Here is a 25072-nt window from a genome sequence, read left to right as displayed (position 1 = left end):
TGCATTAGCTTCGACGAAGCTAACGTTAGCTTCCGAGATTTTTATTCCTGAATCTCTAATATTCGCCTTGAACTATAACGGAACAAGGCGAATTACAATGAGCAATAAAATATTACGTATTCAAGAAGTAACAGAACTTACAGGCTTAAGTCGCGCAACTATCTGGCGTAAAGAGCGCGCTGGGATATTTCCTATTAGAAAGCAGTTAGGTTTAAATTCGGTGGGTTGGCTTGAAAGCGACGTTCAGCAATGGCTTGTAAATCTACCTAATTTTAAACACCACAAAGAGGCACTATAATGAGTGCTTTCAGCGGAATTAAAGCCGCTAATCTAGCCCCTAAAAATCCACAATCTAAAACAGAGCGGGCTAATTTATACATTCTAGCTCACCCAGCGGGCGCAACTGAATTAGATATTTTGAATAACGCAGGTTTAATAAGCGGAAGGAATTACTTCACAAATCTTGAACGTGAATATTTCTTCAAATTTAACCGTGAAAAAATACCAAATTCAGATGGTATCGGTGGTCACTATAAATATAGCTATAGCTCATTAGATATTGCTGAAATTATCATTAAAGCTGTAAACAAAAGCCGTATTCATCGCAAATTAGCTGAATTTACGCCAGAACAAAAAAGTGAGCTTTTAAAACCAATAAACCACCTCCTGGGGAATTAGGAGGTTATATGGTTAAGCTTAATGATTTAATTAACCGTGGTGACGTTATTAGCATCACTAACGGTCAATTAAAAATTATCCCCAAGAGCGGCAGGCCGGTGCCAGATAGTTGGTTGTATAGCAATCAAGGCTATTTGCTTAAGCAGGTTTGTGATGTGGTTCAGCAACCAGTATATCAGTTCTTAAAATTTACAGTGGGAAGATACTCAAATAGGTTTGATGGGCTAACAATGAGTTTTATTGATCTACACACCCATGAAGATTTCTTCACAATATTTAATGTATCGCTGAACCGCAAAACAAAGCACGGACGCTTAACTGGTAAGCGTTTTAATCCACCAGCTCAAGGAGCACTATTAAAGTTTTGGAATCGATCTAACTTACCAAAACCTAGAAGGCCCAGCGAGCTTTATAAAAAGATAAGCATAATGAAAAATTATGTTTGGCAAGCTGAAGTTAGTAAAGGAAGTAAGCTAGATACTCAAACACTTTGCTTAGTAAATATTACACATGAGCAAATACTTGAGGCATTAAGCGGTGACATATCAGTGGCAAATAGGGGGCTAGACGGTGGCATTCTAGCGGCATCCACATGTGGCAGTTTAAGGGGGCAAAGTGAAGTGGCATCCGGTAGTGGCAAGGAATCATTCAATAACCATACATGGCAAGGCGTAGCGAAAGATCAAACTACGTGTATTGATAGCTACGTGCATAATGAACCACGGGCATTAACTACTACGGGCTCTAATAACTACGATATAAGTAATCAAGGTGATGCGGTAAGAGGTAATACCTTCCCCCCTATAGCATCACTAAAAGAGGGTAAGAAAGCAAAGCCACAGGACCAAACTAATGCTGAGTGGTTAGCTGATTACGGAGAGCTAGATACCTAAACATTTAGTGTAGCTAAGACTCCATGAAGTAGTACCTAGGCAAACTTAAATTTACTTTGGTTTGCCGGTTCTTCAAAAAACTTTCCAAAATCAAAACATTTCAAAACATTTGATGGTATATAAAATGTCATCACCAGCTATAAACTGCTAACTAAAAGCGACCAAATATTAAATTGTAGGTAGCTGCGAATTAATAAGCGAATTTGGTTAGAGTTAAGCGGAACAGTGCGGAACAAATATGGAACACATTTTTTCCTTAAGGCTATGTAAGTATAGTGGTTTGTTTACATAGAAGAACAAAGTTAGCACCAAATAAACGATTTGTTCTACCTTTTATTTTTGCTTATTAACCGTATTTTATATAGCATCACTAAATAGCATGAAACGCGTTGAATCAACGAGTTGTGCGCACTCATAGTGTAGTATTTAGGGATGGTTTAAGTTATGGATAAAAGAAAGCTCAGCGAAACCGATATAATCAGTAAGTTTATTCTACCCGCAGTTAAAACCGCAGGATGGGACGACATAACTCAAATACGCCAAGAGGTTAAACTACGTGACGGTAAAGTAATCGTACGTGGGCAACTTGGTGTACGTAAAACGGTTAAATCGGCTGATATAGTGCTTTACCATAAACCTAGCATGCCGCTTGCTGTCATTGAAGCTAAAGCAAATAAGCATGAAGTAGGCAAAGGCCTACAACAAGGCTTAGATTACGCCAGGCTGCTTGATGTACCGTTTATATTTGCTTCTAATGGCGATGGCTTTATTTTCCACGATAAAACTAAGCTAGGCACGCCTGATGCGCATAACCTCGAAACCGAAATACGCTTAGAAGACTTCCCATCACCACAAGAGCTTTGGGCTAAATATTGTGCCTACAAGGGCTATACAGAATCGCAACTTCCTATAATAAACCAAGCCTATTATGACGATGGTAGTGGTAAGCACCCGCGTTACTATCAGCTCCAAGCCATTAATAAAACAGTAGAGGCTATATCGTCTGGTAAAGACCGTGTATTACTAGTTATGGCAACAGGAACCGGTAAAACCTATACCGCGTTTCAAATCATATGGCGCTTATGGAAATCACGCGCAAAAAAACGCATCTTGTTTTTAGCCGACCGCAATATATTAGTAGATCAAACGCGTATTAATGACTTTCAGCCGTTTGGTACGTCAATGACCAAAATTACCGGCAGAACAATCGATCCTGCTTACGAAATACACCTAGCACTATACCAAGCGCTAACGGGGCCAGAAGAATCTCAAAAAGCGTTTAAGCAAGTAGACCCTGACTTTTTCGACCTCATTATTATTGACGAGTGCCACCGTGGTAGCGCAAGTGAAGATAGCGCTTGGCGCGAAATACTCACTTACTTTAAAGGTGCTGCCCAAGTTGGCTTAACCGCAACACCAAAAGAAACAGAGGAAGTATCAAACTCTGACTATTTTGGCGACCCCGCTTATACCTATTCCCTAAAAGAAGGTATTGAAGATGGCTTTTTAGCGCCATACAAAGTGGTACGTGTTGATCTTGATGTTGACCTACAAGGCTGGCGACCAACAAAAGGGCAGGTTGATAATAACGGTGAAGTAATACAAGACCGCATATACAACCAAAAAGACTTTGACCGCACAATGGTAATTGACGAGCGAACACAGCTGGTGGCAGAAACCATTACCAACTATTTAAAACGTACAGACCCTATGGCTAAAACCATAGTGTTTTGTAACGACATAGATCACGCAGAACGTATGCGCCGTGCCATTGCCAACTTAAACCCAGAGCAAATGGCAAAAAACGATAAATACGTGATGAAGATCACCGGCGACGACGAACTAGGTAAGGGCCAGCTCGACAACTTTATAAACCCTAAACGTCCATACCCAGTTATTGCTACCACCTCAGAGCTTATGACCACAGGGGTAGACGCTAAAACCTGTAAGCTAGTAGTGCTTGATCAAAACATACAATCAATGACCAAGTTTAAACAAATCATTGGCCGTGGTACCCGTATTGACGATCGCTACGGTAAGCTTTGGTTTACGATACTCGACTTTAAAAAAGCCACCGAATTATTTGCCGATGAACGCTTTGATGGCACACCAGAAAAAATAATAAAAGTAACGCCCACTGATATTGAAGACGAAGACATTGATCTTGAATCACAAGACGATACAACTGCCGAAGAGCAGCCTGATAGCGTATTCGATGATCAATCAACCGGTGATGAAAGCGATACCAACAACGACACGATTAACGACCCCAAAGGCGATGGCACACTTGATGGCGAATGGGACGACGAAACTAACAAAATGGTTAAGTACCGCGTATCAGGTGTTACCGTTAATAAAGTGGCAGAGCGAGTCCAGTATTACGATACCGACGGCAAACTCGTTACCGAATCATTTATAGATTACACCCGTAAAACCATGAGCAAGCAGTTCAGTTCATTGGACGACTTTGTAAAACGCTGGAACGAATCAGACCGTAAACAAGCCGTAATAGATGAGCTTGCCGAAGAAGGCATTATTTGGTCAGCACTTGAGGAAGAAGTAGGCAAAGATATGGACCCATTCGATATGATTTGCCATGTAGTTTACGACCAACCTCCACTAACCCGTAAAGAGCGCGCAGATAACGTACAAAAGCGTAACTATTTCACTAAATATTCGGGTACCGCACACACCGTACTCGAGAACCTTCTGTTAAAATATGCCGATGTAGGTGTGCAAGAAATAGAATCTATGCAAGCACTTAAAGTTGCGCCGTTTAACGAAATTGGCAGCCTAAGTGAAATAGTAAAAAAAGGCTTTGGTGGCAAACCACAATACGAGCAAGCACTTAAAGAGCTCGAAGCCGAAATTTACCAAATGCCAGCGCCTAAAACAGCCTAAATTTATGTTTGCTGTTGCTATGTATTAGTCACAGCAAACATTAAACCATTTAAATTAAACAGCTTTCATATTTGCTTTTAGCCGCTGTTTATAAAAATAATCAAACAAGAGAATACTATGTCTATCAGTTCAGCTATTAAGTCTATTCAAGATATTATGCGTAAAGACGCCGGTGTCGATGGCGACGCACAACGCCTTGGCCAAATGTCGTGGTTACTATTTTTAAAAGTATTCGACGCGCAAGAAGAAGAACTAGAGCTTGAATTAGACGACTATCGCGAGCCAATCCCCGAGCAGTTTTTATGGCGCAATTGGGCGGCCGACAACGAAGGCATAACGGGCGATGAGCTTTTAGAGTTTGTAAACGATAAGCTATTTATTGAACTTAAAAACTTAACCGCACCCATAGACAAAAACCCTCGGGGTTATGTAGTTAAAGAGGCATTTAGTGATGCTTTTAACTATATGAAAAACGGCACACTCCTGCGCCAGGTGATCAACAAACTAAACGAAATAGACTTTACCGACTCAAAAGAGCGCCACTTATTTGGCGACCTGTACGAGCAAATACTAAAAGACTTACAAAGCGCAGGTAACGCGGGCGAATTTTATACCCCGCGCGCCATTACTAAATTTATAGTAGCAGTAACCGACCCAAAACTAGGCGAGTCAATCATGGACCCGGCTTGTGGTACCGGTGGCTTTTTAGCCTGTGCGTTCGACCACGTAAAAGCAAACTATGTTAAATCGGGCGACGACCACCAAATACTTCAAAAGCAAATACACGGCGTAGAAAAAAAACAACTTCCGCACTTACTGTGTACTACTAATATGATGCTTCACGGCATTGAAGTACCGGTACAAGTTAAACATGGCAATACCCTAAATAAACCGCTTTCAAGCTGGGATGATCAAGTAGATGTCATCATCACCAACCCTCCATTTGGCGGTACAGAAGAAGACGGCATAGAAAAAAACTTCCCAAGCGACATGCAAACTCGTGAAACCGCCGACTTGTTCTTACAGCTCATTATAGAAGTGCTCAACACTAAAGGTCGAGCTGCGGTAGTATTGCCAGACGGCACCTTATTTGGTGAAGGCGTAAAAACCAAAATCAAAAAGCTATTGGTAGAGGAATGTAACTTACATACCATAGTACGCTTACCTAATGGTGTATTTGCCCCGTACACCAGTATTAAAACCAACATACTGTTTTTTACCAAAGGCACACCAACAAAAGACGTGTGGTTTTACGAGCACCCCTACCCAGCAGGGGTTAAAAATTACAACAAAACAAAACCCATGAAGTTTGAAGAATTTAAAACCGAACTTGAATGGTGGGGCAATGAGGCAGACGGCTTTGCCAGCCGTACTGAAACAGAGCAAGCGTGGAAAGTATCAATCGACGATATTATTGCTCGTAACTACAACCTCGACATTAAAAACTCGCACGTAGGCGAGGTAATCAGTCACGATCCAGAAGAGTTATTAGCCGACTACTCAAAGCAGCAAGCCGACATACAAGCACTGCGCGATCAGCTCAAAGGCATACTGTCAGCAGCCCTTACAAAAGATAGCGAGGGCGAGTAATGGCTGAGTTAAAAACACCTAACAAAAACGCCGATCAGTTAATCACCGAGCACCTTGATATTTGGACGACAGCGATCGAGCAAAAATCGTTATTAGGTCGCGGCTCATCTAAAAAGTTTTCACTTCACGGCATAAAAAAGCTCCGTGAGCTTATTTTAGAGCTCGCAGTGCGTGGAAAATTAGTACCACAAGATCCAAATGACGAACCTGCGTCATCATTGCTTGAGCGAATAGCCACTGAAAAAGCACAGTTGATCAAAGATAAAAAAATCAAAAAGCCAAAAGCAATCGACAACAAGTTTGTTCCTGATTATTTACTACCAGATAATTGGGAGTTTGCTCAATTAGATCAGATAGCTGTATTCACAGGAGGTTTTGCTTTCAAAAGCTCCCAATATGTTGGTGACGGTACAAGAGTGATAAGAATTTCAGATTTTGATGAAAGGGGGCTAAAAAACGAAAACATTGTTAGATACGAATACGAGCCAAAACTTGAGCCATTTTTACTTGCCAAAAACGATTTGTTGATGGCGATGACTGGTGGAACAGTTGGTAAGTCGTTGTTATTAAAAGATGTCTCTGAACCTTTATTAGTGAATCAGAGGGTAGCTGGTATTAGACTTTTAAGTGAAGTTGAGCCCAGATATTTGAAGTACGTTTTGCAAACAAATTTAATACAAAGTGTAATTGAAGAAGCTAAAAACTCCACAAATGACAACATATCTATGGGCGATATACGTGGCTTTTTAATACCGTTACCCCCAACGAGCCATCAACAGTTGTTGGTTGATAAAATCGATGAGCTAATGGGCTTGTGTGATGCGCTGGAGACGCAAACAGAAAATAGTATTGCAGCACATCAAACATTAGTTGAAGTGCTGTTAGAGGCCTTGCTGAAAGCACCAGAGCAAAACGCAACAGCAGAACAAGCCACAGCACAGTTCCAACAAAAGTGGCAGCGTTTAAGCGAACACTTTGACACGCTATTTACAACCACCGCCAGCATCGACACGCTAAAACAAACTATTTTACAACTAGCAGTAATGGGCAAACTCGTCCCACAAAACCCAAACGACGAACCCGCCGCCAAACTCCTAGAGCGCATAGCAGCAGAAAAAGCCCAACTGATTAAAGACAAAAAAATCAAAAAGCAAAAACCATTACCAGAAATCACCGACGAAGAGAAACCGTTTGAATTACCAAGTGGGTGGGAGTGGAGCCAGTGTGTCGATACTTGCAATCCTGAAACAATTATTACTTATGGAATATTAAAACCGGTATGGAAGGAGCAAGGTGTTTTGACTGCACGCATAACTGATATGGTCGAGGGGAAATTAAAATTAGATGGAATAGCTAAGTGTTGTCATGAAAGAGCTGCCAAGTTTGAGAAAACGACATTACTTACAGGAGATTTGTTGATTGCTAAAGATGGCGGGACTTTAGGTAAAACTGCCTTTGTTCCGGTCGAATTAGAAGGAGGAAATATTACTCAGCATGTATTGAGGTATGCGATTTCCTCCGAGTTAAATAAATACTACATGCGCTTTATTATTGATTCCCCTATAGGACAACAATTTATGAAAGGGGAAACCAAGGGGGTTGCTCTCCCTGGTGTTAACGTTGGTGATTTTAGAAGAATGACAATGGGAATTCCACCTCTAGCCGAACAACATCGAATCGTCTCTAAAGTCGATGAATTAATGGCATTCTGCGATCAACTCAAAGCCCGATTAACCGACGCACAAACCACTAAACTCCATCTAACGGACGCCATAGTCGAACAGGCGTTGTAAGTAGGAGATATTATGAGCCAGACATATAACGTTTATTGTGACGAGTCTTGCCACTTAGAAAATGACAAGCAAAAAGCGATGGTGCTGGGCGCAGTATGGTGTGCTACAGATAAGCGACGAGAGGTTGCTGAGCGCGTTCGTGAGATTAAACAAAAACACGGTTTATCAAAACAATTTGAGATTAAGTGGACTAAGGTCAGCCCCAGTAAGCTTGCGTTTTATTTAGATGTTATTGACTATTTTTTTGATGACGATGATCTACATTTTAGAGGTGTAGTTGCGCCAGATAAAAATATTTTAGAACATGATAAGTTTGGTCAAAGTCATGATGATTGGTATTACAAAATGTACTTTGTGATGCTAAAAGCTATTTTTAAACCGCAATCAAAATACCGTGTTTATATTGATATTAAAGACACGCTTGGCGCTGAAAAAATAAGTACGTTACATGATGTGCTTTGTAATAACGCTTATGACTACTCACGCAAAATGGTAGAGCGTATTCAACAAGTTCATTCAGATGAAGCAGAGCAGTTACAGCTAGCAGACTTATTAATTGGCGCTTTGTCTTATCTTCACCGGGGATTAAGCGAAAGCACCGCTAAAAATGCCATTATTGAGCGTATTCGAAAACGTTGCGGATATGCGCTGTTAAAAAACACCTTACAAATGGAAACCAAGTTTAATTTGTTAATTTGGGAGCCAAGAGCATGACAGCTAATACACTCCCAGAGTGGTTGCCAGATCTCATTTTATTAGAAGACTTCCAAGGTGATTGGAATGCTTTTTTTGATTTTATATATGATTGCTTTGAAAAAGACTTTGTTTTGGCTAAACCAGTTTATAGAGGTAAGCGATTAGGGTTAAAAAGACACCCAGAGTATGATGGTAAGTCAGCAACGTTTTGGCATATGATGAGCGAAGGCAGTAACGAAGCAAAAAGAACACCAGATATGCGCCGCTGTGAGCGAATATGCTGGCCTAAGCCAATTATTGACAATAGTACAGACCCTTCACTCAAAGTATGGTCAGAAAAACGCGGCAGTAGCCAGCGTATACATATTTGGTTTGAGCCTGAAGGTTATTTAGTAGTGCTAGAAGATAGAAAAGATTTTATTTTACCCTGGACTGCTTTTTATATTGAATATGAGCACCAACGTAAGAAGTACAATAAGCGTTGGGAAAGGAATAAAAGCTGAACTGAGAGAGGGGAAAAGCTAGTCTCGCCTTCCGAAGAAGGCGGAACCGTAACTCCTTCTACACTTATACGTAAACGTTGGTAGATGAGATAGGAAGATCATACGGTCGGATCAGGTATTAATCAAGGTTAATTACAAAATAATTAGTAAAATACTGCTGATGGTAAACAGGGATTTTAAGGTTTGTTATGAATAAGACGGAAAAAAAAATTTTTTTTGCAGATTCTTTACCTGATTTTGATTATGAAGATGAGGTTTATGAATATTTTGAAAACGAATTTATTAAAAAAGGAAATTTATGTAAGATTGTTGAAACTATCAATATAGCTATAGTTGTGGGATGTATAGATAACTTAAATGAAAGTATTGAACTTTACAGGACATAACAGATGTTTAAATTTGGCAGACAAGTAAAAAAGTTTGAAACAAGTTTTAGTTATTGCATGTTTTGTCAAAAACATCACCACGCCGTAATTTATGTGACACAGATATTACCTAAAAATAAAGACTTGCCTGATAAATACCACTCATTATGTATCGTTTGTAAAAAGAACTATTACTTTTCCGATGATGAAGCGAAACGATACCTGAATCGTTATACAACTATCGAAGCGATAATAATAATTTTAAAAAGTAAAATAGAGAATTTGTTTGATATAACTCTAAAAGGATTTAAAAAATGACAATTATTACAGAGAAACAGTGCCCATCTTGCGGGCAGCTGATCGATAGGTATCATGGCAGAAACCCAATTGTGGGCCCCCCAATAGTAAAGTGCCCTGGCTGTAGTAAAAATGTGGTAACTGGCTACAAATTATGGGGACAGTTAAGTAATGGAGAAAAGTTATCTTGCTCATTGCGTGAGATCTTCTTTTTTCCTTTTGATATTATATTCTCAATAGGGTACAAGTTACTGTTACTATTTTTAATATACACAGTTATTAATGAGCTATTTGAATTTAAAATATCAGAGCTTTCAGGTATATCTGAAAATGATATTCTTTTAGGCACAGTTAGTTTATTAGGTTTACACGCGTTATATCAAAAGTTTAAAGGTTATATACTGCTCTACAGGCTAAAAATGCCGGTTACGAAAGACCTTCCAAACTTAAAAGAGTGACAGGTTAATCTCTATTGGGGGATAACTATCAGTATTTTGAATAACCTTTATTCTTTAAGTTGTAAATTTGTAAGTAATAGCTTTTTGATTCTTTTGAACTCATTTTTTGTAAAATCCATAGGCATAAACAGCAGCGATTATATTTGCCGCAATCCAAGAGACTAGAAGCTCCTCTTTTAATACTGAAAAAAAGCCCAGCCCAATCCATAAGATGATGAAAAACTCGTTTTTATCTTTCCTTATTTTCTCAATTGAAGAGGTTATGTTAAGGATGGTTCTAGCCGTATTCATCTTATCGTCCATGATAGTAACTCTTTGAATGATTAGTCTTTAAATATAGGTTTATTTATATTTAAATTCAATTTTTGATTTGAGTTATATAACGAAGGTTTTTTATACCTACGCAGAGAAAATGTTTTTGTTACACTGTAAGTTACACTAACTCCTTTTTATTTTTATTATTTATATATTAATCAGTAAGTTAAGTGGTTAGCATGGTGGTTGCAGGGGCTACCAATAAAATCAATTAGTTACGAGGTTGGTGCTTTGAAATTCAAACTTCATCTAGCACATATGTAGCAGTGCTAACTCAGGCATTCATTTTCAAAAAAGATTATTAATACTTCTGTATTTTAAACATCTAATTCAATTTATCACTTCAGTCGAATAAATATTACAGCACTAAGTTAAAGCTAGGTCGTGATATAAAAAACCTTATTCAAGTTTTTGTCGCGCAGGCGGAGTGGCTTATACGTAGGTTGGCTTGAGCGCAGCGAAACCCAACGAAAAAGTATGTTATCAATTAATATCACTATTTTGCATTATCGATTGGCTGTCACTCACTTTAAGTTGAGCATAAAAAAGCGAATAAATAAATTTACTCGCTGATTATTTTTATTTAGCCCTAAGCCCTAAGCCCTAAGTCCTAAGCTTATGCCCCTGGGCCACATTCCATACAATGGTTAATAATGTCTGGTCCAAATTTAAGTTTGGCGTTTAAGTCACGAAGTGCTGTACGTAAGCCTTCTTCAATTACTGGGTGGTAAAATGGCATATCAAGCATTTCTGGTATGGTCATTTTGTTTTGTACAGCCCATGCTAGTAAGTGAGCAATATGTTCGGCTTGTGGACCAATAAACTCAGCACCTAAAAATAAGCCTGTACCTTGCTCTGCGTATACTCGCATATGGCCTTTATTTTTTAGCATTACTCGGCTGCGGCCTTGATTTTCAAAGCTTACTTCGCCTACTTCAAAACAACCACATGGGCCTAATCGGTCAGTAATTTGCTTGTAGCTTTCGCCTACCATTGCTATTTGTGGGTCGCTAAATACGGCTGCAATTTTTGCTCTACGCAGACCTATACGTACATCAGGGAAGCGCCCAGCATTTTGACCTGCAATAGCACCTTGGTCAGATGCTTCGTGTAGCAATGGGAGCATGTTACTTGCATCACCTGCTATAAATATATTCGATTCACCACATTGCATTGTGTGCGTGTCTGCGTGCGGTACGCCACGTTCATCAAGTTCAATGCCGGTGTTTTCAAGGCCTAGTTTATCTACGTTAGGTACTCGGCCTGTGGCTGCAAGTACGTAGTCAAACTGTTCGGTGTGCTTTTCACCTTGTTTGTCGGTGTAAGTTAGCTGCGCTTTGTCGCCAACTTGCATCATGTCAGATACGTTTGAGTCGGTATCTACAAAAAATTCTTCAGCAAAAACAGTATTTGCATAGTCTTTTACTACTGGATCTGTAAGTGGGCCAATTGCGCCGCCTACACCAAATAGTTTTACATTTACGCCTAGTCGGCTAAGTGCTTGGCCAATTTCAAGGCCTATAACACCAGGGCCAAATACAGCGACTGATTCTGGTAGGTCATCCCAATCAAATACGTCGTCGTTGATAATAAGTTTGTCGCCAAAATTATTAAATACGCCAGGGTATGAAGGGCGTGAGCCGGTTGCTATAACAAAGCGTTTAGCAGTAATTATGGTGTGATCATCTATTTGTATGCGGTTTGCGTCTAAAAATTTAGCATAGCCACGAATTTTGTCATCGCTTGGAAGCTCATCTACAGCTTCTACTACAAATCCGGCAAAGCGGTCGCGTTCGCTTTTAACGCGTGCCATCACTTCTTTACCATTAATACGTGGTGCAGAGCTGTGTACACCAAATGCAGGTGCCATTGTGATTGAGTGCGCAGCTTCAGCAGCTGCAATTAATAATTTACTCGGCATGCAACCAACTCGTGCGCAGGTAGTGCCGTAAGGGCCTGATTCGATCATAAGTACGTTATTTGTAAATTGTTTAGCATTACGATAAGCACTTAAACCCGCAGTACCCGCACCAATAACAACAACGTCGGTTTGCAATTCTTTCATTATTTTTTCCTTATAAAATAGGGGCAACCAGTGCCCCTATTTATATTTACTAATTGAGCAAAATTATTAATTAAGCAAAGTATTTTTCTAAATCGTCTGAGCCACCAATGTGCTTACCGCCAATAAATACTTGTGGAACGGTTTCACGGCCAGATACTGCTTTAAGGCTTGTTAGTGATGCGCCTGAGCCCATAACAATTTCTTCAAATGCAAAGCCTTTTTCTGTAAGAAGCGCTTTAGCTTTTGAACAGAACGGACAACCAGGTTTAGTAAATACAGTTACTGGCTCTGGTTTAGCTTGCTTAGGGTTGATGTAATCAAGCATTGTGTCTGCGTCAGATACTTCAAACGGGTCACCTGGTAAATCTGGTTCGATGAACATTTTGTCAATCACGCCATCTTTAACAAGCATAGAGTATCTCCAGCTGCGCTTACCAAAGCCTAGGTCGTTCTTGTCTACTAACATGCCCATGCCGTCAGTAAATTCGCCGTTGCCGTCTGGTAATAAAGTAATGTTTTGCGCTTCTTGATGTTCAGCCCATGCGTTCATTACAAAGGTATCGTTTACTGATAAACATACAATTTCGTCAACGCCGTTTTGCTTAAGTACGCCTGCTAATTCGTTGTAACGTGGTAAGTGAGTTGATGAACATGTTGGTGTGAATGCACCTGGTAGTGAAAAAACTACAACAGTTTTACCTTTAAAAATGTCATTTGTTGTTACTGATTTCCAATCGTTATTTTGACGAGTTGCAAATGTAACACTTGGGATCGTTTGACCTTCGATATTGTTTAACATAATTTTTGTTCCTCTTGATTTGTTGATAGCCATTATGGTGAATAATTAAATATAGTTCCAATCGTTTGTTTGTATTAAACTGATAGTTATAAACTATCACGTAGAGCTGAATATGAACTTAAAAGATTTTGAATATGTAAAAGCAATAGCGCAATATAAACATTTTCGCAAAGCTGCCGATGCATGTTTTGTTAGTCAGCCTACATTAAGTGGCCAAGTAAAAAAACTCGAAAATGAGCTTGGCGTTACTTTGTTTGATCGCTCAACCAAGCAAGTTACCTTAACAGCTAAAGGTGAACGTTTGTTGACGCAAATAGAGATTATTTTAGAACAAACGCAAATACTCAAAGAACTTGCTGCTACTTCTAATGAGCCTCTACAAGGTAAATTAACTATTGGTATTATTCCTACCATTGCGCCTTACTTGTTGCCTGCGTTATTAACATCGATGAAAGCGGCATTTATTGATAGCCAGTTTTCGTTTATTGAGATGCAAACAGCAACAATTTTAGAAGCTTTAAACAAGGGGGAACTCGACTTTGCTATTTTAGCCGATGTGCCAGAGCTTATTAATTACCATACGGTTGCTTTATACAAAGAAGATTTTTTAGTGGCGGTATCACACGATAACGCGCTGTCTAAGCATAAAAAAGTAGCGCTGAGCGATCTTCAAGGATGCAGCCTATTAATGTTAAGTGATGGTCATTGCTTTAAAGATCAAGCCCAAAAGTTTTGTTTTTCTGCAGGAGTCGATGTATCTAACCAGTATAAAGGTAATAGTTTAGAAACATTATTAGCGTTAGTGGCCATGGATGACGGTATTACATTTGTACCAAAGTTGGCATGTACCGACCGTGTAGGGATTGATTACTTGCCTATATTCCCTAATCAGCAGCGTAATGTGGTGTTTGCATGCAGAAAGCATTATCCGCATTTATCTGGTGTAGAACAATTGGGCGAGTGGTTATCGGCTCACCCTAATTTAAAAGCTAAATTGAGTAAAAAACTCTAAAGATCTTGGCTGATTATTTCTACTACATCGTTAATTTGCACGCCAGGTAGCGGTTTTTCATCAATACTGACTGCTACTGCGGTTTGCTGATAAAGCTGCTCTACACGAATTTTATTAAGCGTGGTGATGGTGTGCGGCATAACATTACCTGCCGCGTCGGTTAAATAGTTATGGTGCGCAATGCTTAGCATTTGGCCTTTTTTTAACCCATGAGCTTTACCCAAGTTAATAACGATTTTGCTATTTTCCATATGCATTATTTTACCTTGAGTAGGTAAACACGCCATGGCTGCTTGAATGTCATAACTTACTGCTTGGTTGATATCGGTTATGCTTTGCCCATAAGGCGATTGCCAAAATCTATCACTATTAACGTCAACTATGGTTGTTTTTTCAAATGGCCAAATTGCTTCAGTATGGTAACTATTTTGCCAAAGTTGCTCATAGGTAGTGCCATCAAACAGTGCAAACTCAATGTTGTAACTGCGCTCATACGCCTCGTCTTGCCAAAATGCATAATCGTTATTGAGTTTGTCGCTAGTCGAAAGGCTGGTTATTTGGCTAAGCAGAACATATTGAGCGTTACTGCGCGAAGATATTTCTTCTAATTGAGCGTTTGAATAGTCGTGCTGCTGCGAAAAGTATTTATCAACGCTTATTGCATTATTATAGTAAGCAATAGGCACTGCGCTCATTTTTGATTTTTGCAGAGAGGTAAAAATATTTTTGCTAATCGCTTTGCTTACGTCAAATATTTGACCCATTTTGGCATGTTCACGATGAACAAGTTGGCTTTGTGTAACGGCCACAAACTTATTAAAACTATTTTGTGGGCATTGCTCTGTTTGAGAAAAAATATCGAGTCGTAATGTAACAGCAAATTTATTGTCGTATTTATTTTCGCTGATCAGTTCAATTTTTTGAATTTCGCCGTGGCTGCTAATTTTTAGCTGATCTTGCATTAACACGCCATCTACCAAGGTTTGCACCGAGCTAACCCGTGCGCCAGAGAACACTAACGCTTGTGTAATCGCATCTTTTATAGCGGCAGATTTAGCTGCGCTCGTATCACCATTTTGAACGTTCGCATGGCCTGTTGATTCATACCACTGCGCTTTAGTAAAAGGGGAGAAAGTTAATAATGCCGTTACACTTAATCCTGCAAATGCCAATGATAAAAACGACTTCATACTTTTACTCCAATTAAACGTTAGCTATTAACTAGGTAGAGCAAGGACTGTACCAATGTTATTTGGTAATACTATAAATGGCATTAAACGTGCATATGTACTGCTAATTACTATACAAGGGCTAGATGCTATGCGAGCGATTTCATTACTTATTACACTTGGGTGTTTAACCTTAGGTGGTTGTAGCAGCGTTTTTGATAAGCATGTTGAATATAAATATGTAGAGCCAAATAATTACCCAGTTTTAAAAGCGATAGGGTATGCACCTATTAGCTTACAAAAAGGCGCTAACGCGTCGCAAAAGCAACTTATGGCAATTAAAGCTTCTAAGCTTGAGGCTTACCGCGAGCTTACTGAACAAGTATATGGGCAAAAAATTACCGCAGGAACAACGGTGGAAGGTTCAATTGCTCAAGACGATTACCTAGAAAGTAAAGTGCAGGGGCTTATTAAAGGTGCACAAATAATTAAAACTTACGCAGTAGATGACACTTACGTGACCGAGCTTGAGCTTAATATGAAGCGTGTGCACGATTTATACATAGGTGAAGTAAAACCACGCGAAGTTAAAAAAGTAACTTATTACTAAATAGCCCAGTTAATTAAAAAAGTTATTCAAAATATCTCATCCTCTTATATTGAGTGCTATGCTGTTGTTAGGATTAATTTTTAAGCAGATTGCGTAGTGCTCAACAGATGTATTTTATTGCCACTTATTTTAGATCGTTCAATAACAAAGGTTTTATCTGCTTTCAAGCAACAACATATTAAGCACTGAAACGATAGATTTAGGTAACTTGAGTGGTCTATCAACACCTGAGCAAACGGTGCAAATGAGTTCGGCGGAGCCGCTTAATATTGATGATGTAATCATGAACGAAGATGCAGAGCAGCTTATAGCGCTAAATACACTGGTTGAAGACGAAGGCTCTGCAATTGCTTATACCCCAGCCCAAAGCGGGGGAAGCATTGATACAGCAGCACCTGCAGTTGATGTACAAAATCAATCGGAGGAAATGATTAAACACTTAATTGAAAGTAGTAATAATCAAACGGATATTTAATACCAATAAAGCCCCCCTAATTATTTATTAAGGGGGGGGCTTACATAATTAAGTGAATTGGTATTATTTATAACTAAATTTAAGAATAAAGGACATTAAAAAAGCCTTATTGATAAGTCAATAAGGCTTTTTTAATGTAAAATTTGGGGCTTAAGCTTTTAAGTTACGAACCAGTTTACTCTCGGTATTTACAGATTTACCGGCTTGATCGTAGGTCATTGACGTTGGTGCGCCAATTAATATCTCTTTTAATTGTTTAACACTTAGTTGCGCTTGGCGGGCAGCATGAGCATTAACGTTATTTTGTTTTTGGCATTGTGCAAGTTGAGTTTTAACTTGGCTTATTAGCTCAGATATTTCAGGATTTTGTGAGTCGTTACTAGCAATTAGCTTACTTAGCTCTTTATCAAGAGTGCTTAACTTAGTTAAAAAAGACATTTTTTGTTGGGCAATTTCTTTTAAACCAGCACCACGTCGTGAGGCAATAGCAGTAAGCTCGTCGTTTAATAGCGTATGCAAAGAGTCTAAACAACTTACTTGTTGGTTTAGTTTTACGCTAATTAAACTATTATGATCAGCCATATACGTTAAACTCAAAATCAGCTAAATTTTTGGCAAGCTTTTCACTATCCACTTGGTATTTACCTTCAGTTATTGCTTTTTTAAGCTCAGCAACTTTATCGCTGTCAAAGCCAGGTGATTGCTGTGCTTTATCTTGAAGCGTTTTTAATTGCTGCGCTTGCGGCGTTAAACTTACAGAATCACTTGCAGCCTTAGGCGAAGGAGCCTGAGCAGCTTGTGTATTTGCATTATCTTTTTTTAAATCAACTTGTTGTTGCTTTGCATTTGTAAGTGCATTAGCTTGTTGATTACTACCATTAACTTGACTAACCATAATAATAAACCTGTATATTACCCAACTTATGCCAAGTTATCGGCATATACGTAGGATACTTTAGTATAAATCTAAATTAAATATTTACTTGAACAGACTCTACACCATCTACTCGCGCATTTAAAATTTTACCTGACTTTTTGTTTTTAATTTGTATTTGATCGCCCAAAGTACCGTCTTCTAATGCAATACCTGTTGTTTTAATTCTAAGGCCTCTGAGGTTTGCGTAAATATTAACAGAATCCCCCTTACAAACCATACAAATTTGGTTTAGTAAAACGGGCATCCCGCTTCTAATATTTCGTTTACTTCTGCTACCTATTAAAATTGTGGGATCATCTAAATACTGTATTCGTACAAAGTGAGTTGGTTTCATTTCAACACTCAAATGCGATTTAGTTATTACCTCACCACGAGCTAAGTTAGCAATTGCTACAACAACAGGCGCCATTTCAACAACTCTTACATGGACATATTGAGCCCATGTTTGAGCATCATTACATTTAGCTTGTAAAGTTACTTGGCGGTTAAATGGTGGTTCATCGGAAGTTGATAATTCAAGGTCAGAATTACAAATACGATCAGGAATGCGACTATCTAAAGGCAGTGCACTTAATTGCATATTAGTATTTTTTAATATACCAATCTGCTCAGTTATATAAGCAACAGCCATCTCTTGTAATAAATCTTTGCTAAATACTTTGGCCTGCAAAGGGAATGCAAAGCAGAGGCTAGCAACAAAATAAAAAACACTGTATCTTCTGACTTTTTTTAACAAACTCATAATGTTTCGACTATGCTTATGGTTTCAAACAGGGTATAAATATTTTGCGTCAAAAAGTAGACGCTCCCGCGATGTTATGTAGCTTTATTAATAGGAAGCAATTATCGTTCCGCATTATTTGTTTTCTTTAGGAGATTTGAATGGCAGGCATTTTAGACTCAGTAAACCAACGCACGCAGTTGGTTGGGCAGAACCGCCTAGAATTACTTTTATTTAAGCTCAGAGGGCGTCAGCGTTTTGGCATTAATGTATTTAAAGTGAGGGAAGTATTGCAATGTCCTCCACTTACAAGTATGCCAAAATCGAATGCTTATATTCGTGGTGTTGCTCATATTCGTGGTCAAACTATCTCAGTAATCGACCTGTCGATGGCTGTAGGCGGGCGCCCAATAGAAAATATTAAAGACAGTTTTATCATCATTGCTGAGTACAACCGCTCGGTTCAAGGTTTTTTAGTGGGCGGGGTTGAGCGTATTGTAAATATGAATTGGGAAAAAATAATGCCACCGCCATCAGGTGCCGGGCGTTATTCATATTTAACAGCCGTGACCGAAATCGAGAATGAATTAGTAGAAATTTTAGACGTAGAAAAAATTCTCAACGAAATTTGCCCAGTAAATACAGAAGTAAGTGCTGAAGTTGCACAAAGTGGCGACATTCAAAAAGACTTAGGCGAGCGTATCGTATTTATTGCAGACGACTCCGCTGTTGCGCGTAACCAAGTTAAACGTGCCCTAGAGCCGTTAGGCGTGCAAACAGAGCTTGCTAAAAATGGTAAAGAAGCTTTAATTAGGCTTAAAGAAATAGCAGAACTTGATTGTAAAAATGACATTACTGAGCGAGTTGCATTACTTATTTCTGATGTTGAAATGCCAGAAATGGACGGTTATACATTAACAGCTGAAATAAAAGCAGATCCTAAGCTTGCACCATTACATGTTATTTTACATACATCATTGAGTGGTGTGTTTAACCAAGCAATGATAGAAAAAGTAGGTGCTGACGACTTTATCGCCAAATTTAACCCTGATGAGTTAGCAACAGCGGTTAAAAAATGGGTCCATAGTGACCAATAAAAATAGGTGTTATTGATTTGAATAATAAAGATTTGCAGCAAAGTGAATACGACCAGTTTCGTTCGTTTTTAGAGCAGCAATGCGGTATTGTTTTAGGTGAAAACAAGCAATACTTAGTTAAAAGTCGACTTGCTCCACTCATGGCTCGATTTAATGTGGAATCTTTATCACAATTAGTAAGTAAAACACTTGGCCTTCATGAGCGGCAATTAAGAGCCGCTGTTGTTGATGCAATGACCACAAACGAAACGTTATGGTTTAGAGATCAATACCCATTTGAATTACTTCAAAATAAATTATTCCCTGAATTTAAAGAGTTAAGAAGACCATTAAAAATTTGGTCTGCTGCCAGCTCATCAGGGCAAGAACCCTACTCGATTGCCATGTCGGTTGCCGAGTTTCAAACTAAGCAACCTGGCGTGCTACGTATGGGAGCGCAAATTATTGGTACAGATATATCTAATACCATGCTCGATATGTGTAAAAATGCAGAATACGACGCGCTTGCACTTGCCAGAGGCTTATCGGCAGAACGCCGTAAAAAGTTTTTTAAAGATAGCGGCAACGGTATGGCACAAGTAAACGATACAATAAAAAAACAAGTTAGTTTTAGGCATTTAAATTTGCTTGATTCGTACGCGTTAATGGGCAAATTTGATATTATTTTTTGCCGCAATGTACTTATTTACTTTGCACCTGAAATAAAAGCTAAAATTATTAATCAGTTTGCACAAGCGTTAAATCCAAAAGGGTACTTGTTTTTAGGCGCGTCAGAGTCCTTGACTGGCTTAAGTACTGAGTTCGATATGGTTAGATGCAACCCCGGTATTATTTACCAAAAGAAATAATTAAGCTAATTCCTTTCCCTAAAACGACGCACTCAGCGTCGTTTTTCTATTTAGATACATGGCCTTATAAAAATATAACTCTCCTTATTATAAATGGCTTATTTTTTGCTTTATCCATGGGTAAGTCAATTTTTTGGAGAAGGTTATGGCTATCAGTTTTGATAAAGCATTAGGTGTGCATCCGCAAGCCATGTTGATCCGTTCACAGCGAGCAGAATTAATTGCAACTAATATAGCTAACGCTGATACGCCTGGCTATAAAGCAAAAGATATAGACTTTGCCTCGGCATTAAAAGCGGCAAGGTCAACCCAGCAAAGCGGCAATACCATGGTAAGAACTAACGATAAACACATTGGTGGAGGTACTCATAGTATGGGCAACTCTGAATCATTTCGTTTGCCAAATCAATCAGATACGGGCGATGGTAACTCGGTTGATATACAAGTGGAACGAAACTTGTATACACAGAATGCTATGGAGTATCAGGCCAGCTTGCAATTTTTAAGCGGCAGATTCAAGGGTCTGAATAAAGCTCTCGGTAGTCAAGGATAAAAATTATGAGTTTATATAATGTTTTTGATATTGCAGGTTCGGGTATGAGCGCACAAAACGTTCGCTTAAATACTACAGCTAGTAATATTTCTAATGCTAATACCATTAGTTCATCTCAAGACAAAACGTACCGAGCGCGCCAACCTGTATTTGCGGCTGAGCTAACAAAAGCTTCAGCATCAGCAAGTAATCAGCAGGGCTCCGCAGTTGGTGTTAAAGTTTTGGGCATTGTTGAAAGCGATGCACCATTACAAATTGAATATAACCCAAACCATCCAAGTGCGGATGAAAATGGCTATATCTATAAACCCAACGTTAATGTTGTAGAGGAGATGGCAAATATGATTTCTGCCTCTCGTTCTTACCAAACAAACGTGCAAGTTGCTGATGCAGCAAAGCAAATGCTAAGTAAAACACTGTTGCTAGGGCAGCGGTAACCGAGGGTAGGTTATGAGTAACGATATTAGTACATCTTCATCCTATTTAGACTCTATACGCTGGCAAGAAAAGCAAGTAGCGACCAGCGATGGTGAAAGTGATGCGTTAACGCAAGAAGACTTTTTTTCTTTGTTAACTCAGCAATTATCGTATCAGGATCCCAGTAATCCTGCGGATAATGACCAAATGATTGCTCAAATGACGAGCTTTACGATGGCTCAAGGTATTAGTGATTTGAATTCAAATTTTGATACGTTGGCTACTTCGATGACATCAAACTCAGCCCTGCAAGCTTCAACGCTTGTTGGCAAGCAGGCTTTACTAGAGTCAAATACTGTTGATTTAAATGAATCAGGTGATGCTAAAGGGTCTATCGTTGCTGAAAGTGCAGTTGAAAGCTTAACACTTAGTGTAACTGATGCTTCAGGACAGCTAGTGAGAACAATTGATATGGGTTCTCAGCCTGCGGGCGCTGTTCGCTTCGCCTGGGATGGTAATAATGAAAGCGGTGAGCGTTTACCTGAAGGGGAATACACGTTATCGGCACAAGGTAGTACCAATGGCCAGTTTTCTAGCTTGCCTATTGCAACTTTCAAAAATATTGAAAGTGTAAACATTAACGGCTCAAGCGGCATCATTGTGAACACTAAAGAAGGTGCGGTTAGGTTAACCGACATTGCAGAAATCGCGTAACAAATTTAATATTTCTTGCCTGCCAGCAGGCCACAGATTAACAGGTTAGAGGTGAATTATGAGCTTCAATATTGCATTAACCGGCCTAGCTGCCGCACAAAAAGATTTAGACGTAACTGCAAATAATATTGCAAACGTAAATACAACAGGCTTTAAAGAGTCGCGCGCTGAGTTTGCCGATGTTTACGCTTCATCAGTATTTAGCTCTGGTAAGACTAAAAATGGTGATGGTGTACAAGCGACAATGGTTGCACAACAGTTTCATCAAGGGTCATTACAATTCACTAATAATTCGCTTGATTTAGCGATTACGGGTGAAGGTTACTTCGCGATGACAGATGACTTATCTTCGCAAGACTTAACATACACACGGGCAGGTGCATTTAAGTTAAACCAAGATAATTTCATAGTTGATGCTAAAGGAAATTTCTTGCAAGGCTTCCCTGTTGACGAAGCAACAGGTAATACAACATCAGTAAGCCTAAGCACTTCATCAGCTTTGCAAATTCCTGATTCATCAGGCTCTCCGCGTGCAACAACAAGTGTGTATAGCTCATTCAATTTAGATTCGCGAGTTGAGTCACCAACGCTTCCATTTAATCCAGATGAAAGTGCTACTTATAATTCATCAACATCAACTACAGTTTATGACTCATTAGGTGAACCACATGTTTTACAGTTATTTTTTGTAAAACGTGATGATGCAACAGTGGCTGAGAACGCAAATAAATGGGATGTTTATACTACTCTTGATGGTGACAGTTTTGGAGCTGACGGTGTACTTCAGGACGGAAGCACCTCTTATGCGCCTTTGACTACTTTTGGATTTGACTCAAGCGGCGTACCGTCAACAACAGGTGATCCAGCTGTAGATAATGTAGCGAATACTTTTAATCCTATTTCGATAATTGCAGGTGATGCAGCCTCCGGTACAGCAGGCCTTTCTGATTTATTAACGAATGGTGCAAGCTTTCCTGCAAATATCGAAGTTAATTGGCGTGATGAAACTGGTACAGCAAATAAAGTGCCTACTCAATATGCTAGTAATTTTGAGGTGAAAGCGCTTGAGCAAGATGGAGCAACGGTTGGCCGTTTAGCCGGCATTGATATTGGTACTGATGGTAAAATTGTAGCGTCATACAGTAATGGTGATACATCATTTTTAGGCCAGGTAGCTATGGTGCGTTTCTCAAACTCGCAGGGGTTACAACAAGTTGGCGATACAGCGTGGAAGAAGAGTTTAACATCGGGTGAGCCTATCGCTGGAGAACCTGGTTCAGGTACTTTAGGTAGCATCAATTCATCAGCACTCGAGCAATCAAACACCAATTTAACCACTGAGCTTGTAGACTTAATTACTGCACAGCGTAATTACCAAGCAAACTCACGTGCGCTTGAAGTTAACTCAACAATTCAGCAAAGTATTTTGCAGATTCGATAAGTTAAACCCCATTGAATATATTAGGCTGCATTTTTGCAGCCTTTTTTATAAGTCCTCTTTGTAAGCCCTTCTAAATACCTCTCAATGTTGCGTCAAATTTAATCTGGCACCTATTTTGCATTTATAAGTTCAGAGATTTTTTATGTGAGTCGATACTATGGACAAAATGGTCTACATTGCGGCCTCTGGCGCTAAGCAAAGCCTACAAGGGCTTGCGCTTAAAGCCAATAATTTGGCGAATGCAAATACAACAGGATTTAAAGCCGACTTTGCGCAGGCGCGTTCTATGCAAGCGTTTGGCGAAGGTTTACCTACCCGTGTATTTTCAATGCAAGAGCGTCCGGGTTCTAACATGGTATCGGGTGGCATTGTTCAAACCGGGCGCGACTTAGATATCGCGATGAGTGATAACGCTTGGCTTGCCGTGCAAGATGCCTCAGGCAACGAAGCTTATACCAAAGTAGGTACGCTCAATATTACAGCGCAAGGCATGTTAGTAACCAGCGGTGGTCGTCAAGTAATTGGCGAAGGGGGACCTGTTATTTTACCCGTCCCAGTCGAAAAAATAGGGTTTAGCCAAGATGGCGCTATTCAAGTACGACCACAAGGCGCTCCCGCTAACTTTTTAGAAGAAATAGATACGCTTAGAGTGGTAGAAGCTAATAGCTCACAGCTCGAAAAAGGTAACGATGGTTTATTTAGACCAAAAGCAAATGTAACAGTAGATACCTCTGCCAATGTAAAAGTTTTAAGTGGTTCGCTTGAAATGTCGAATGTGAACCCAGTTCATGAAATGGTCGATATGATAAGCCACCAGCGCCAATTTGAATTACAAGTGAAATTAATGAAAACAGCTGAAGAAATTGACGAGCGTCAAGATCAGTTATTACGCATAGTTTAACTTTAAAGTGAGGACACGATTATGAATCCAGCATTGTGGATCAGTAAAACTGGGCTAGACGCTCAACAAACCGATATATCGGTTATTTCAAATAACTTAGCGAATGCGAGTACCGTAGGTTACAAAAAAAGCCGCGCTATATTTGAAGATTTACTTTATCAAAATATTAATCAACCAGGTGGTCGTTCATCGCAAGATACCGAAATGCCATCGGGCTTAATGTTAGGTGCGGGTGCTAAAGTTGTAGCTAACCAAAAAGAGTTTACGCAAGGCAACATGTTGACCACCGAAAACTCACTAGATTGGATGATTTCTGGTGAAGGTTTTTTTGAAGTACTGCAACCAGATGGCAATATTGCTTACTCGCGCAATGGTCAGTTTACTACTGATGGCGATGGACGAATTGTAACATCGGGCGCTGGTTACGTTATTCAGCCAGAAATGAATGTACCTGATGACGCGCAATCAATTACAGTTTCGCAAGACGGCGAAGTATCTGTACGTGTTGCAGGGCAAGCCGATAACGTGGTCATTGGTCAGCTAACAATTAGTGACTTTATTAATCCATCGGGCCTTGAGCCAATTGGTCAAAACCTTTATACCGAAACTGCTGTAAGTGGTGCGCCGGTACAAGGTAACCCGGGTGTTGAAGGGTTAGGGAGCATTATTCAAGGCTCACTCGAAACTTCAAACGTAAATGTAACTGAAGAGCTAGTAAATCTAATCGAAACTCAGCGTATTTACGAAATGAACTCAAAAGTAATTTCGGCCGTTGACGAAATGATGAGTTACATTAATCAACAGCTTTAATAGAGTAGGGGGAA

28 protein-coding genes are annotated in these 25072 nt (G+C 39.4%); 21 read left to right on the top strand and 7 right to left on the bottom strand.

Annotated features, from left to right (window positions below):
- Positions 1-97: 97 nt before the first annotated feature.
- From QL998_RS03610 to QL998_RS03565, 10 genes are all read left to right on the top strand, one after another.
- The gene (locus QL998_RS03610) at positions 98-298 is read left to right on the top strand and encodes an AlpA family phage regulatory protein (RefSeq protein ID WP_222713150.1); all 201 of its coding nucleotides are present in this window, start codon (positions 98-100) and stop codon (positions 296-298) included.
- Positions 298-678, top strand: coding sequence for a hypothetical protein (locus QL998_RS03605; protein WP_290192162.1), 381 nt, complete (start codon positions 298-300; stop codon positions 676-678). Before QL998_RS03610 ends, QL998_RS03605 begins: the two co-directional genes overlap by 1 nt.
- Before the next feature lie 8 nt (positions 679-686).
- Positions 687-1571, top strand: a complete 885-nt coding sequence (locus QL998_RS03600; protein ID WP_290192161.1) for a hypothetical protein — start codon at positions 687-689, stop codon at positions 1569-1571.
- Positions 1572-2015: 444 nt separating this feature from the next.
- Positions 2016-4472 carry an EcoAI/FtnUII family type I restriction enzme subunit R gene (gene hsdR / locus QL998_RS03595; protein WP_290192160.1) on the top strand — a complete coding sequence of 819 codons (2457 nt, stop codon included), beginning with the start codon at positions 2016-2018 and terminating at the stop codon, positions 4470-4472.
- 117 nt (positions 4473-4589) lie between these two features.
- Positions 4590-6062 (top strand): N-6 DNA methylase, encoded by a 1473-nt coding sequence (locus QL998_RS03590; protein WP_290192159.1) that lies wholly within the window; start codon positions 4590-4592, stop codon positions 6060-6062.
- Positions 6062-7855, top strand: a complete 1794-nt coding sequence (locus QL998_RS03585; RefSeq protein WP_290192158.1) for a restriction endonuclease subunit S — start codon at positions 6062-6064, stop codon at positions 7853-7855. The genes QL998_RS03590 and QL998_RS03585 overlap by 1 nt, the downstream gene beginning before the upstream one ends.
- A gap of 12 nt (positions 7856-7867) precedes the next feature.
- Positions 7868-8569 (top strand): DUF3800 domain-containing protein, encoded by a 702-nt coding sequence (locus QL998_RS03580; RefSeq protein WP_290192157.1) that lies wholly within the window; start codon positions 7868-7870, stop codon positions 8567-8569.
- The gene (locus tag QL998_RS03575; RefSeq protein WP_290192156.1) at positions 8566-9054 is read left to right on the top strand and encodes a hypothetical protein; all 489 of its coding nucleotides are present in this window, start codon (positions 8566-8568) and stop codon (positions 9052-9054) included. The genes QL998_RS03580 and QL998_RS03575 overlap by 4 nt, the downstream gene beginning before the upstream one ends.
- 188 nt (positions 9055-9242) lie before the next feature.
- The gene (locus QL998_RS03570; protein WP_290192155.1) at positions 9243-9440 is read left to right on the top strand and encodes a hypothetical protein; all 198 of its coding nucleotides are present in this window, start codon (positions 9243-9245) and stop codon (positions 9438-9440) included.
- Between the two features lie 293 nt (positions 9441-9733).
- Positions 9734-10174: a hypothetical protein gene (locus QL998_RS03565; RefSeq protein WP_290192154.1), complete on the top strand. Its 441-nt coding sequence runs from the start codon at positions 9734-9736 to the stop codon at positions 10172-10174.
- Positions 10175-10273: 99 nt separating this feature from the next.
- Here QL998_RS03565 and QL998_RS03560 read toward each other — a convergent pair whose 3' ends face one another.
- The 3 genes from QL998_RS03560 to QL998_RS03550 all read right to left on the bottom strand — a co-directional run bounded on the left by QL998_RS03560 (position 10274) and on the right by QL998_RS03550 (position 13353).
- Positions 10274-10477: a hypothetical protein gene (locus QL998_RS03560; protein ID WP_290192153.1), complete on the bottom strand. Its 204-nt coding sequence runs from the start codon at positions 10475-10477 to the stop codon at positions 10274-10276.
- A gap of 628 nt (positions 10478-11105) precedes the next feature.
- Positions 11106-12554 carry a dihydrolipoyl dehydrogenase gene (locus QL998_RS03555; protein ID WP_182197076.1) on the bottom strand — a complete coding sequence of 483 codons (1449 nt, stop codon included), beginning with the start codon at positions 12552-12554 and terminating at the stop codon, positions 11106-11108.
- Positions 12555-12624: 70 nt separating this feature from the next.
- Positions 12625-13353 (bottom strand): glutathione peroxidase, encoded by a 729-nt coding sequence (locus tag QL998_RS03550; RefSeq protein WP_182197078.1) that lies wholly within the window; start codon positions 13351-13353, stop codon positions 12625-12627.
- Positions 13354-13465: 112 nt separating this feature from the next.
- Between QL998_RS03550 and QL998_RS03545 the strand changes: the two genes are divergently transcribed.
- Positions 13466-14365, top strand: a complete 900-nt coding sequence (locus QL998_RS03545) for a LysR substrate-binding domain-containing protein (protein WP_010553232.1) — start codon at positions 13466-13468, stop codon at positions 14363-14365.
- Here QL998_RS03545 and QL998_RS03540 read toward each other — a convergent pair.
- Positions 14362-15555 carry a flagellar assembly protein FlgT gene (locus QL998_RS03540; RefSeq protein WP_024606235.1) on the bottom strand — a complete coding sequence of 398 codons (1194 nt, stop codon included), beginning with the start codon at positions 15553-15555 and terminating at the stop codon, positions 14362-14364. The genes QL998_RS03545 and QL998_RS03540 overlap by 4 nt on opposite strands.
- Before the next feature lie 130 nt (positions 15556-15685).
- On the opposite strand from QL998_RS03540, the gene QL998_RS03535 reads away from it, so the two are divergent.
- Together QL998_RS03535 and QL998_RS03530 are read left to right on the top strand one after the other, a co-directional pair.
- Positions 15686-16144, top strand: coding sequence for an LPP20 family lipoprotein (locus QL998_RS03535; RefSeq protein ID WP_008168853.1), 459 nt, complete (start codon positions 15686-15688; stop codon positions 16142-16144).
- Positions 16145-16352: 208 nt separating this feature from the next.
- On the top strand, positions 16353-16619 hold the full coding sequence (locus QL998_RS03530) for a hypothetical protein (RefSeq protein ID WP_024606234.1): 267 nt from the start codon (positions 16353-16355) through the stop codon (positions 16617-16619).
- Between the two features lie 150 nt (positions 16620-16769).
- On the opposite strand, the gene QL998_RS03525 is transcribed toward QL998_RS03530, so the two are convergent.
- The 3 genes from QL998_RS03525 to flgA form a co-directional block, all read right to left on the bottom strand.
- The gene (locus QL998_RS03525; protein ID WP_024595784.1) at positions 16770-17201 is read right to left on the bottom strand and encodes a flagellar protein FlgN; all 432 of its coding nucleotides are present in this window, start codon (positions 17199-17201) and stop codon (positions 16770-16772) included.
- Positions 17194-17514: a flagellar biosynthesis anti-sigma factor FlgM gene (gene flgM, locus QL998_RS03520; protein WP_024606233.1), complete on the bottom strand. Its 321-nt coding sequence runs from the start codon at positions 17512-17514 to the stop codon at positions 17194-17196. The genes QL998_RS03525 and flgM overlap by 8 nt, the downstream gene beginning before the upstream one ends.
- A gap of 76 nt (positions 17515-17590) precedes the next feature.
- A complete protein-coding gene (gene flgA / locus QL998_RS03515; protein ID WP_182197080.1) occupies positions 17591-18298 on the bottom strand; it encodes a flagellar basal body P-ring formation chaperone FlgA in 708 nt (235 codons plus the stop codon).
- 140 nt (positions 18299-18438) lie between these two features.
- Here flgA and QL998_RS03510 point away from each other — a divergent pair, with 140 nt between their 5' ends.
- The 8 genes from QL998_RS03510 (at position 18439) to flgG (ending at position 25058) form a co-directional block, all read left to right on the top strand.
- On the top strand, positions 18439-19374 hold the full coding sequence (locus QL998_RS03510) for a chemotaxis protein CheV (protein WP_010553244.1): 936 nt from the start codon (positions 18439-18441) through the stop codon (positions 19372-19374).
- Between the two features lie 17 nt (positions 19375-19391).
- Positions 19392-20222 carry a protein-glutamate O-methyltransferase CheR gene (locus QL998_RS03505; RefSeq protein ID WP_182197081.1) on the top strand — a complete coding sequence of 277 codons (831 nt, stop codon included), beginning with the start codon at positions 19392-19394 and terminating at the stop codon, positions 20220-20222.
- A gap of 145 nt (positions 20223-20367) precedes the next feature.
- Entirely contained in the window at positions 20368-20775 is a 408-nt protein-coding gene (gene flgB / locus QL998_RS03500; RefSeq protein WP_024606231.1) for a flagellar basal body rod protein FlgB, read from the top strand.
- 5 nt (positions 20776-20780) lie between these two features.
- Positions 20781-21212, top strand: coding sequence for a flagellar basal body rod protein FlgC (gene flgC / locus QL998_RS03495; protein ID WP_010553247.1), 432 nt, complete (start codon positions 20781-20783; stop codon positions 21210-21212).
- A gap of 13 nt (positions 21213-21225) precedes the next feature.
- Positions 21226-21906, top strand: coding sequence for a flagellar hook assembly protein FlgD (locus QL998_RS03490; protein WP_182197083.1), 681 nt, complete (start codon positions 21226-21228; stop codon positions 21904-21906).
- Between the two features lie 58 nt (positions 21907-21964).
- Positions 21965-23347 carry a flagellar hook protein FlgE gene (gene flgE, locus QL998_RS03485; protein ID WP_182197085.1) on the top strand — a complete coding sequence of 461 codons (1383 nt, stop codon included), beginning with the start codon at positions 21965-21967 and terminating at the stop codon, positions 23345-23347.
- Between the two features lie 157 nt (positions 23348-23504).
- Positions 23505-24248, top strand: coding sequence for a flagellar basal body rod protein FlgF (locus QL998_RS03480; protein WP_024606229.1), 744 nt, complete (start codon positions 23505-23507; stop codon positions 24246-24248).
- Positions 24249-24269: 21 nt separating this feature from the next.
- Positions 24270-25058, top strand: a complete 789-nt coding sequence (flgG, locus tag QL998_RS03475) for a flagellar basal-body rod protein FlgG (protein ID WP_002959420.1) — start codon at positions 24270-24272, stop codon at positions 25056-25058.
- Positions 25059-25072 lie beyond the last annotated feature (14 nt).

Origin of the sequence: Pseudoalteromonas sp. APC 3691 (assembly GCF_030408135.1) — a bacterium.
Lineage (GTDB): Bacteria > Pseudomonadota > Gammaproteobacteria > Enterobacterales > Alteromonadaceae > Pseudoalteromonas.
The sequence above is the reverse complement of the archived record's forward strand: the minus strand, read 5'-3'. Positions and strand labels throughout refer to the sequence as shown.

Bases quoted from the DNA above. Each gene is read 5' to 3' on its own strand.
- QL998_RS03610 (WP_222713150.1), top strand. From the start codon at position 98: ATGAGCAATAAAATATTACGTATTCAAGAAGTAACAGAACTTACAGGC.
- QL998_RS03605 (WP_290192162.1), top strand. From the start codon at position 298: ATGAGTGCTTTCAGCGGAATTAAAGCCGCTAATCTAGCCCCTAAAAAT.
- QL998_RS03600 (WP_290192161.1), top strand. From the start codon at position 687: ATGGTTAAGCTTAATGATTTAATTAACCGTGGTGACGTTATTAGCATC.
- hsdR (WP_290192160.1), top strand. From the start codon at position 2,016: ATGGATAAAAGAAAGCTCAGCGAAACCGATATAATCAGTAAGTTTATT.
- QL998_RS03590 (WP_290192159.1), top strand. From the start codon at position 4,590: ATGTCTATCAGTTCAGCTATTAAGTCTATTCAAGATATTATGCGTAAA.
- QL998_RS03585 (WP_290192158.1), top strand. From the start codon at position 6,062: ATGGCTGAGTTAAAAACACCTAACAAAAACGCCGATCAGTTAATCACC.
- QL998_RS03580 (WP_290192157.1), top strand. From the start codon at position 7,868: ATGAGCCAGACATATAACGTTTATTGTGACGAGTCTTGCCACTTAGAA.
- QL998_RS03575 (WP_290192156.1), top strand. From the start codon at position 8,566: ATGACAGCTAATACACTCCCAGAGTGGTTGCCAGATCTCATTTTATTA.
- QL998_RS03570 (WP_290192155.1), top strand. From the start codon at position 9,243: ATGAATAAGACGGAAAAAAAAATTTTTTTTGCAGATTCTTTACCTGAT.
- QL998_RS03565 (WP_290192154.1), top strand. From the start codon at position 9,734: ATGACAATTATTACAGAGAAACAGTGCCCATCTTGCGGGCAGCTGATC.
- QL998_RS03560 (WP_290192153.1), bottom strand. From the start codon at position 10,477: ATGGACGATAAGATGAATACGGCTAGAACCATCCTTAACATAACCTCT.
- QL998_RS03555 (WP_182197076.1), bottom strand. From the start codon at position 12,554: ATGAAAGAATTGCAAACCGACGTTGTTGTTATTGGTGCGGGTACTGCG.
- QL998_RS03550 (WP_182197078.1), bottom strand. From the start codon at position 13,353: ATGTTAAACAATATCGAAGGTCAAACGATCCCAAGTGTTACATTTGCA.
- QL998_RS03545 (WP_010553232.1), top strand. From the start codon at position 13,466: ATGAACTTAAAAGATTTTGAATATGTAAAAGCAATAGCGCAATATAAA.
- QL998_RS03540 (WP_024606235.1), bottom strand. From the start codon at position 15,555: ATGAAGTCGTTTTTATCATTGGCATTTGCAGGATTAAGTGTAACGGCA.
- QL998_RS03535 (WP_008168853.1), top strand. From the start codon at position 15,686: ATGCGAGCGATTTCATTACTTATTACACTTGGGTGTTTAACCTTAGGT.
- QL998_RS03525 (WP_024595784.1), bottom strand. From the start codon at position 17,201: ATGGCTGATCATAATAGTTTAATTAGCGTAAAACTAAACCAACAAGTA.
- flgM (WP_024606233.1), bottom strand. From the start codon at position 17,514: ATGGTTAGTCAAGTTAATGGTAGTAATCAACAAGCTAATGCACTTACA.
- flgA (WP_182197080.1), bottom strand. From the start codon at position 18,298: ATGAGTTTGTTAAAAAAAGTCAGAAGATACAGTGTTTTTTATTTTGTT.
- QL998_RS03510 (WP_010553244.1), top strand. From the start codon at position 18,439: ATGGCAGGCATTTTAGACTCAGTAAACCAACGCACGCAGTTGGTTGGG.
- flgB (WP_024606231.1), top strand. From the start codon at position 20,368: ATGGCTATCAGTTTTGATAAAGCATTAGGTGTGCATCCGCAAGCCATG.
- flgC (WP_010553247.1), top strand. From the start codon at position 20,781: ATGAGTTTATATAATGTTTTTGATATTGCAGGTTCGGGTATGAGCGCA.
- QL998_RS03490 (WP_182197083.1), top strand. From the start codon at position 21,226: ATGAGTAACGATATTAGTACATCTTCATCCTATTTAGACTCTATACGC.
- flgE (WP_182197085.1), top strand. From the start codon at position 21,965: ATGAGCTTCAATATTGCATTAACCGGCCTAGCTGCCGCACAAAAAGAT.
- QL998_RS03480 (WP_024606229.1), top strand. From the start codon at position 23,505: ATGGACAAAATGGTCTACATTGCGGCCTCTGGCGCTAAGCAAAGCCTA.
- flgG (WP_002959420.1), top strand. From the start codon at position 24,270: ATGAATCCAGCATTGTGGATCAGTAAAACTGGGCTAGACGCTCAACAA.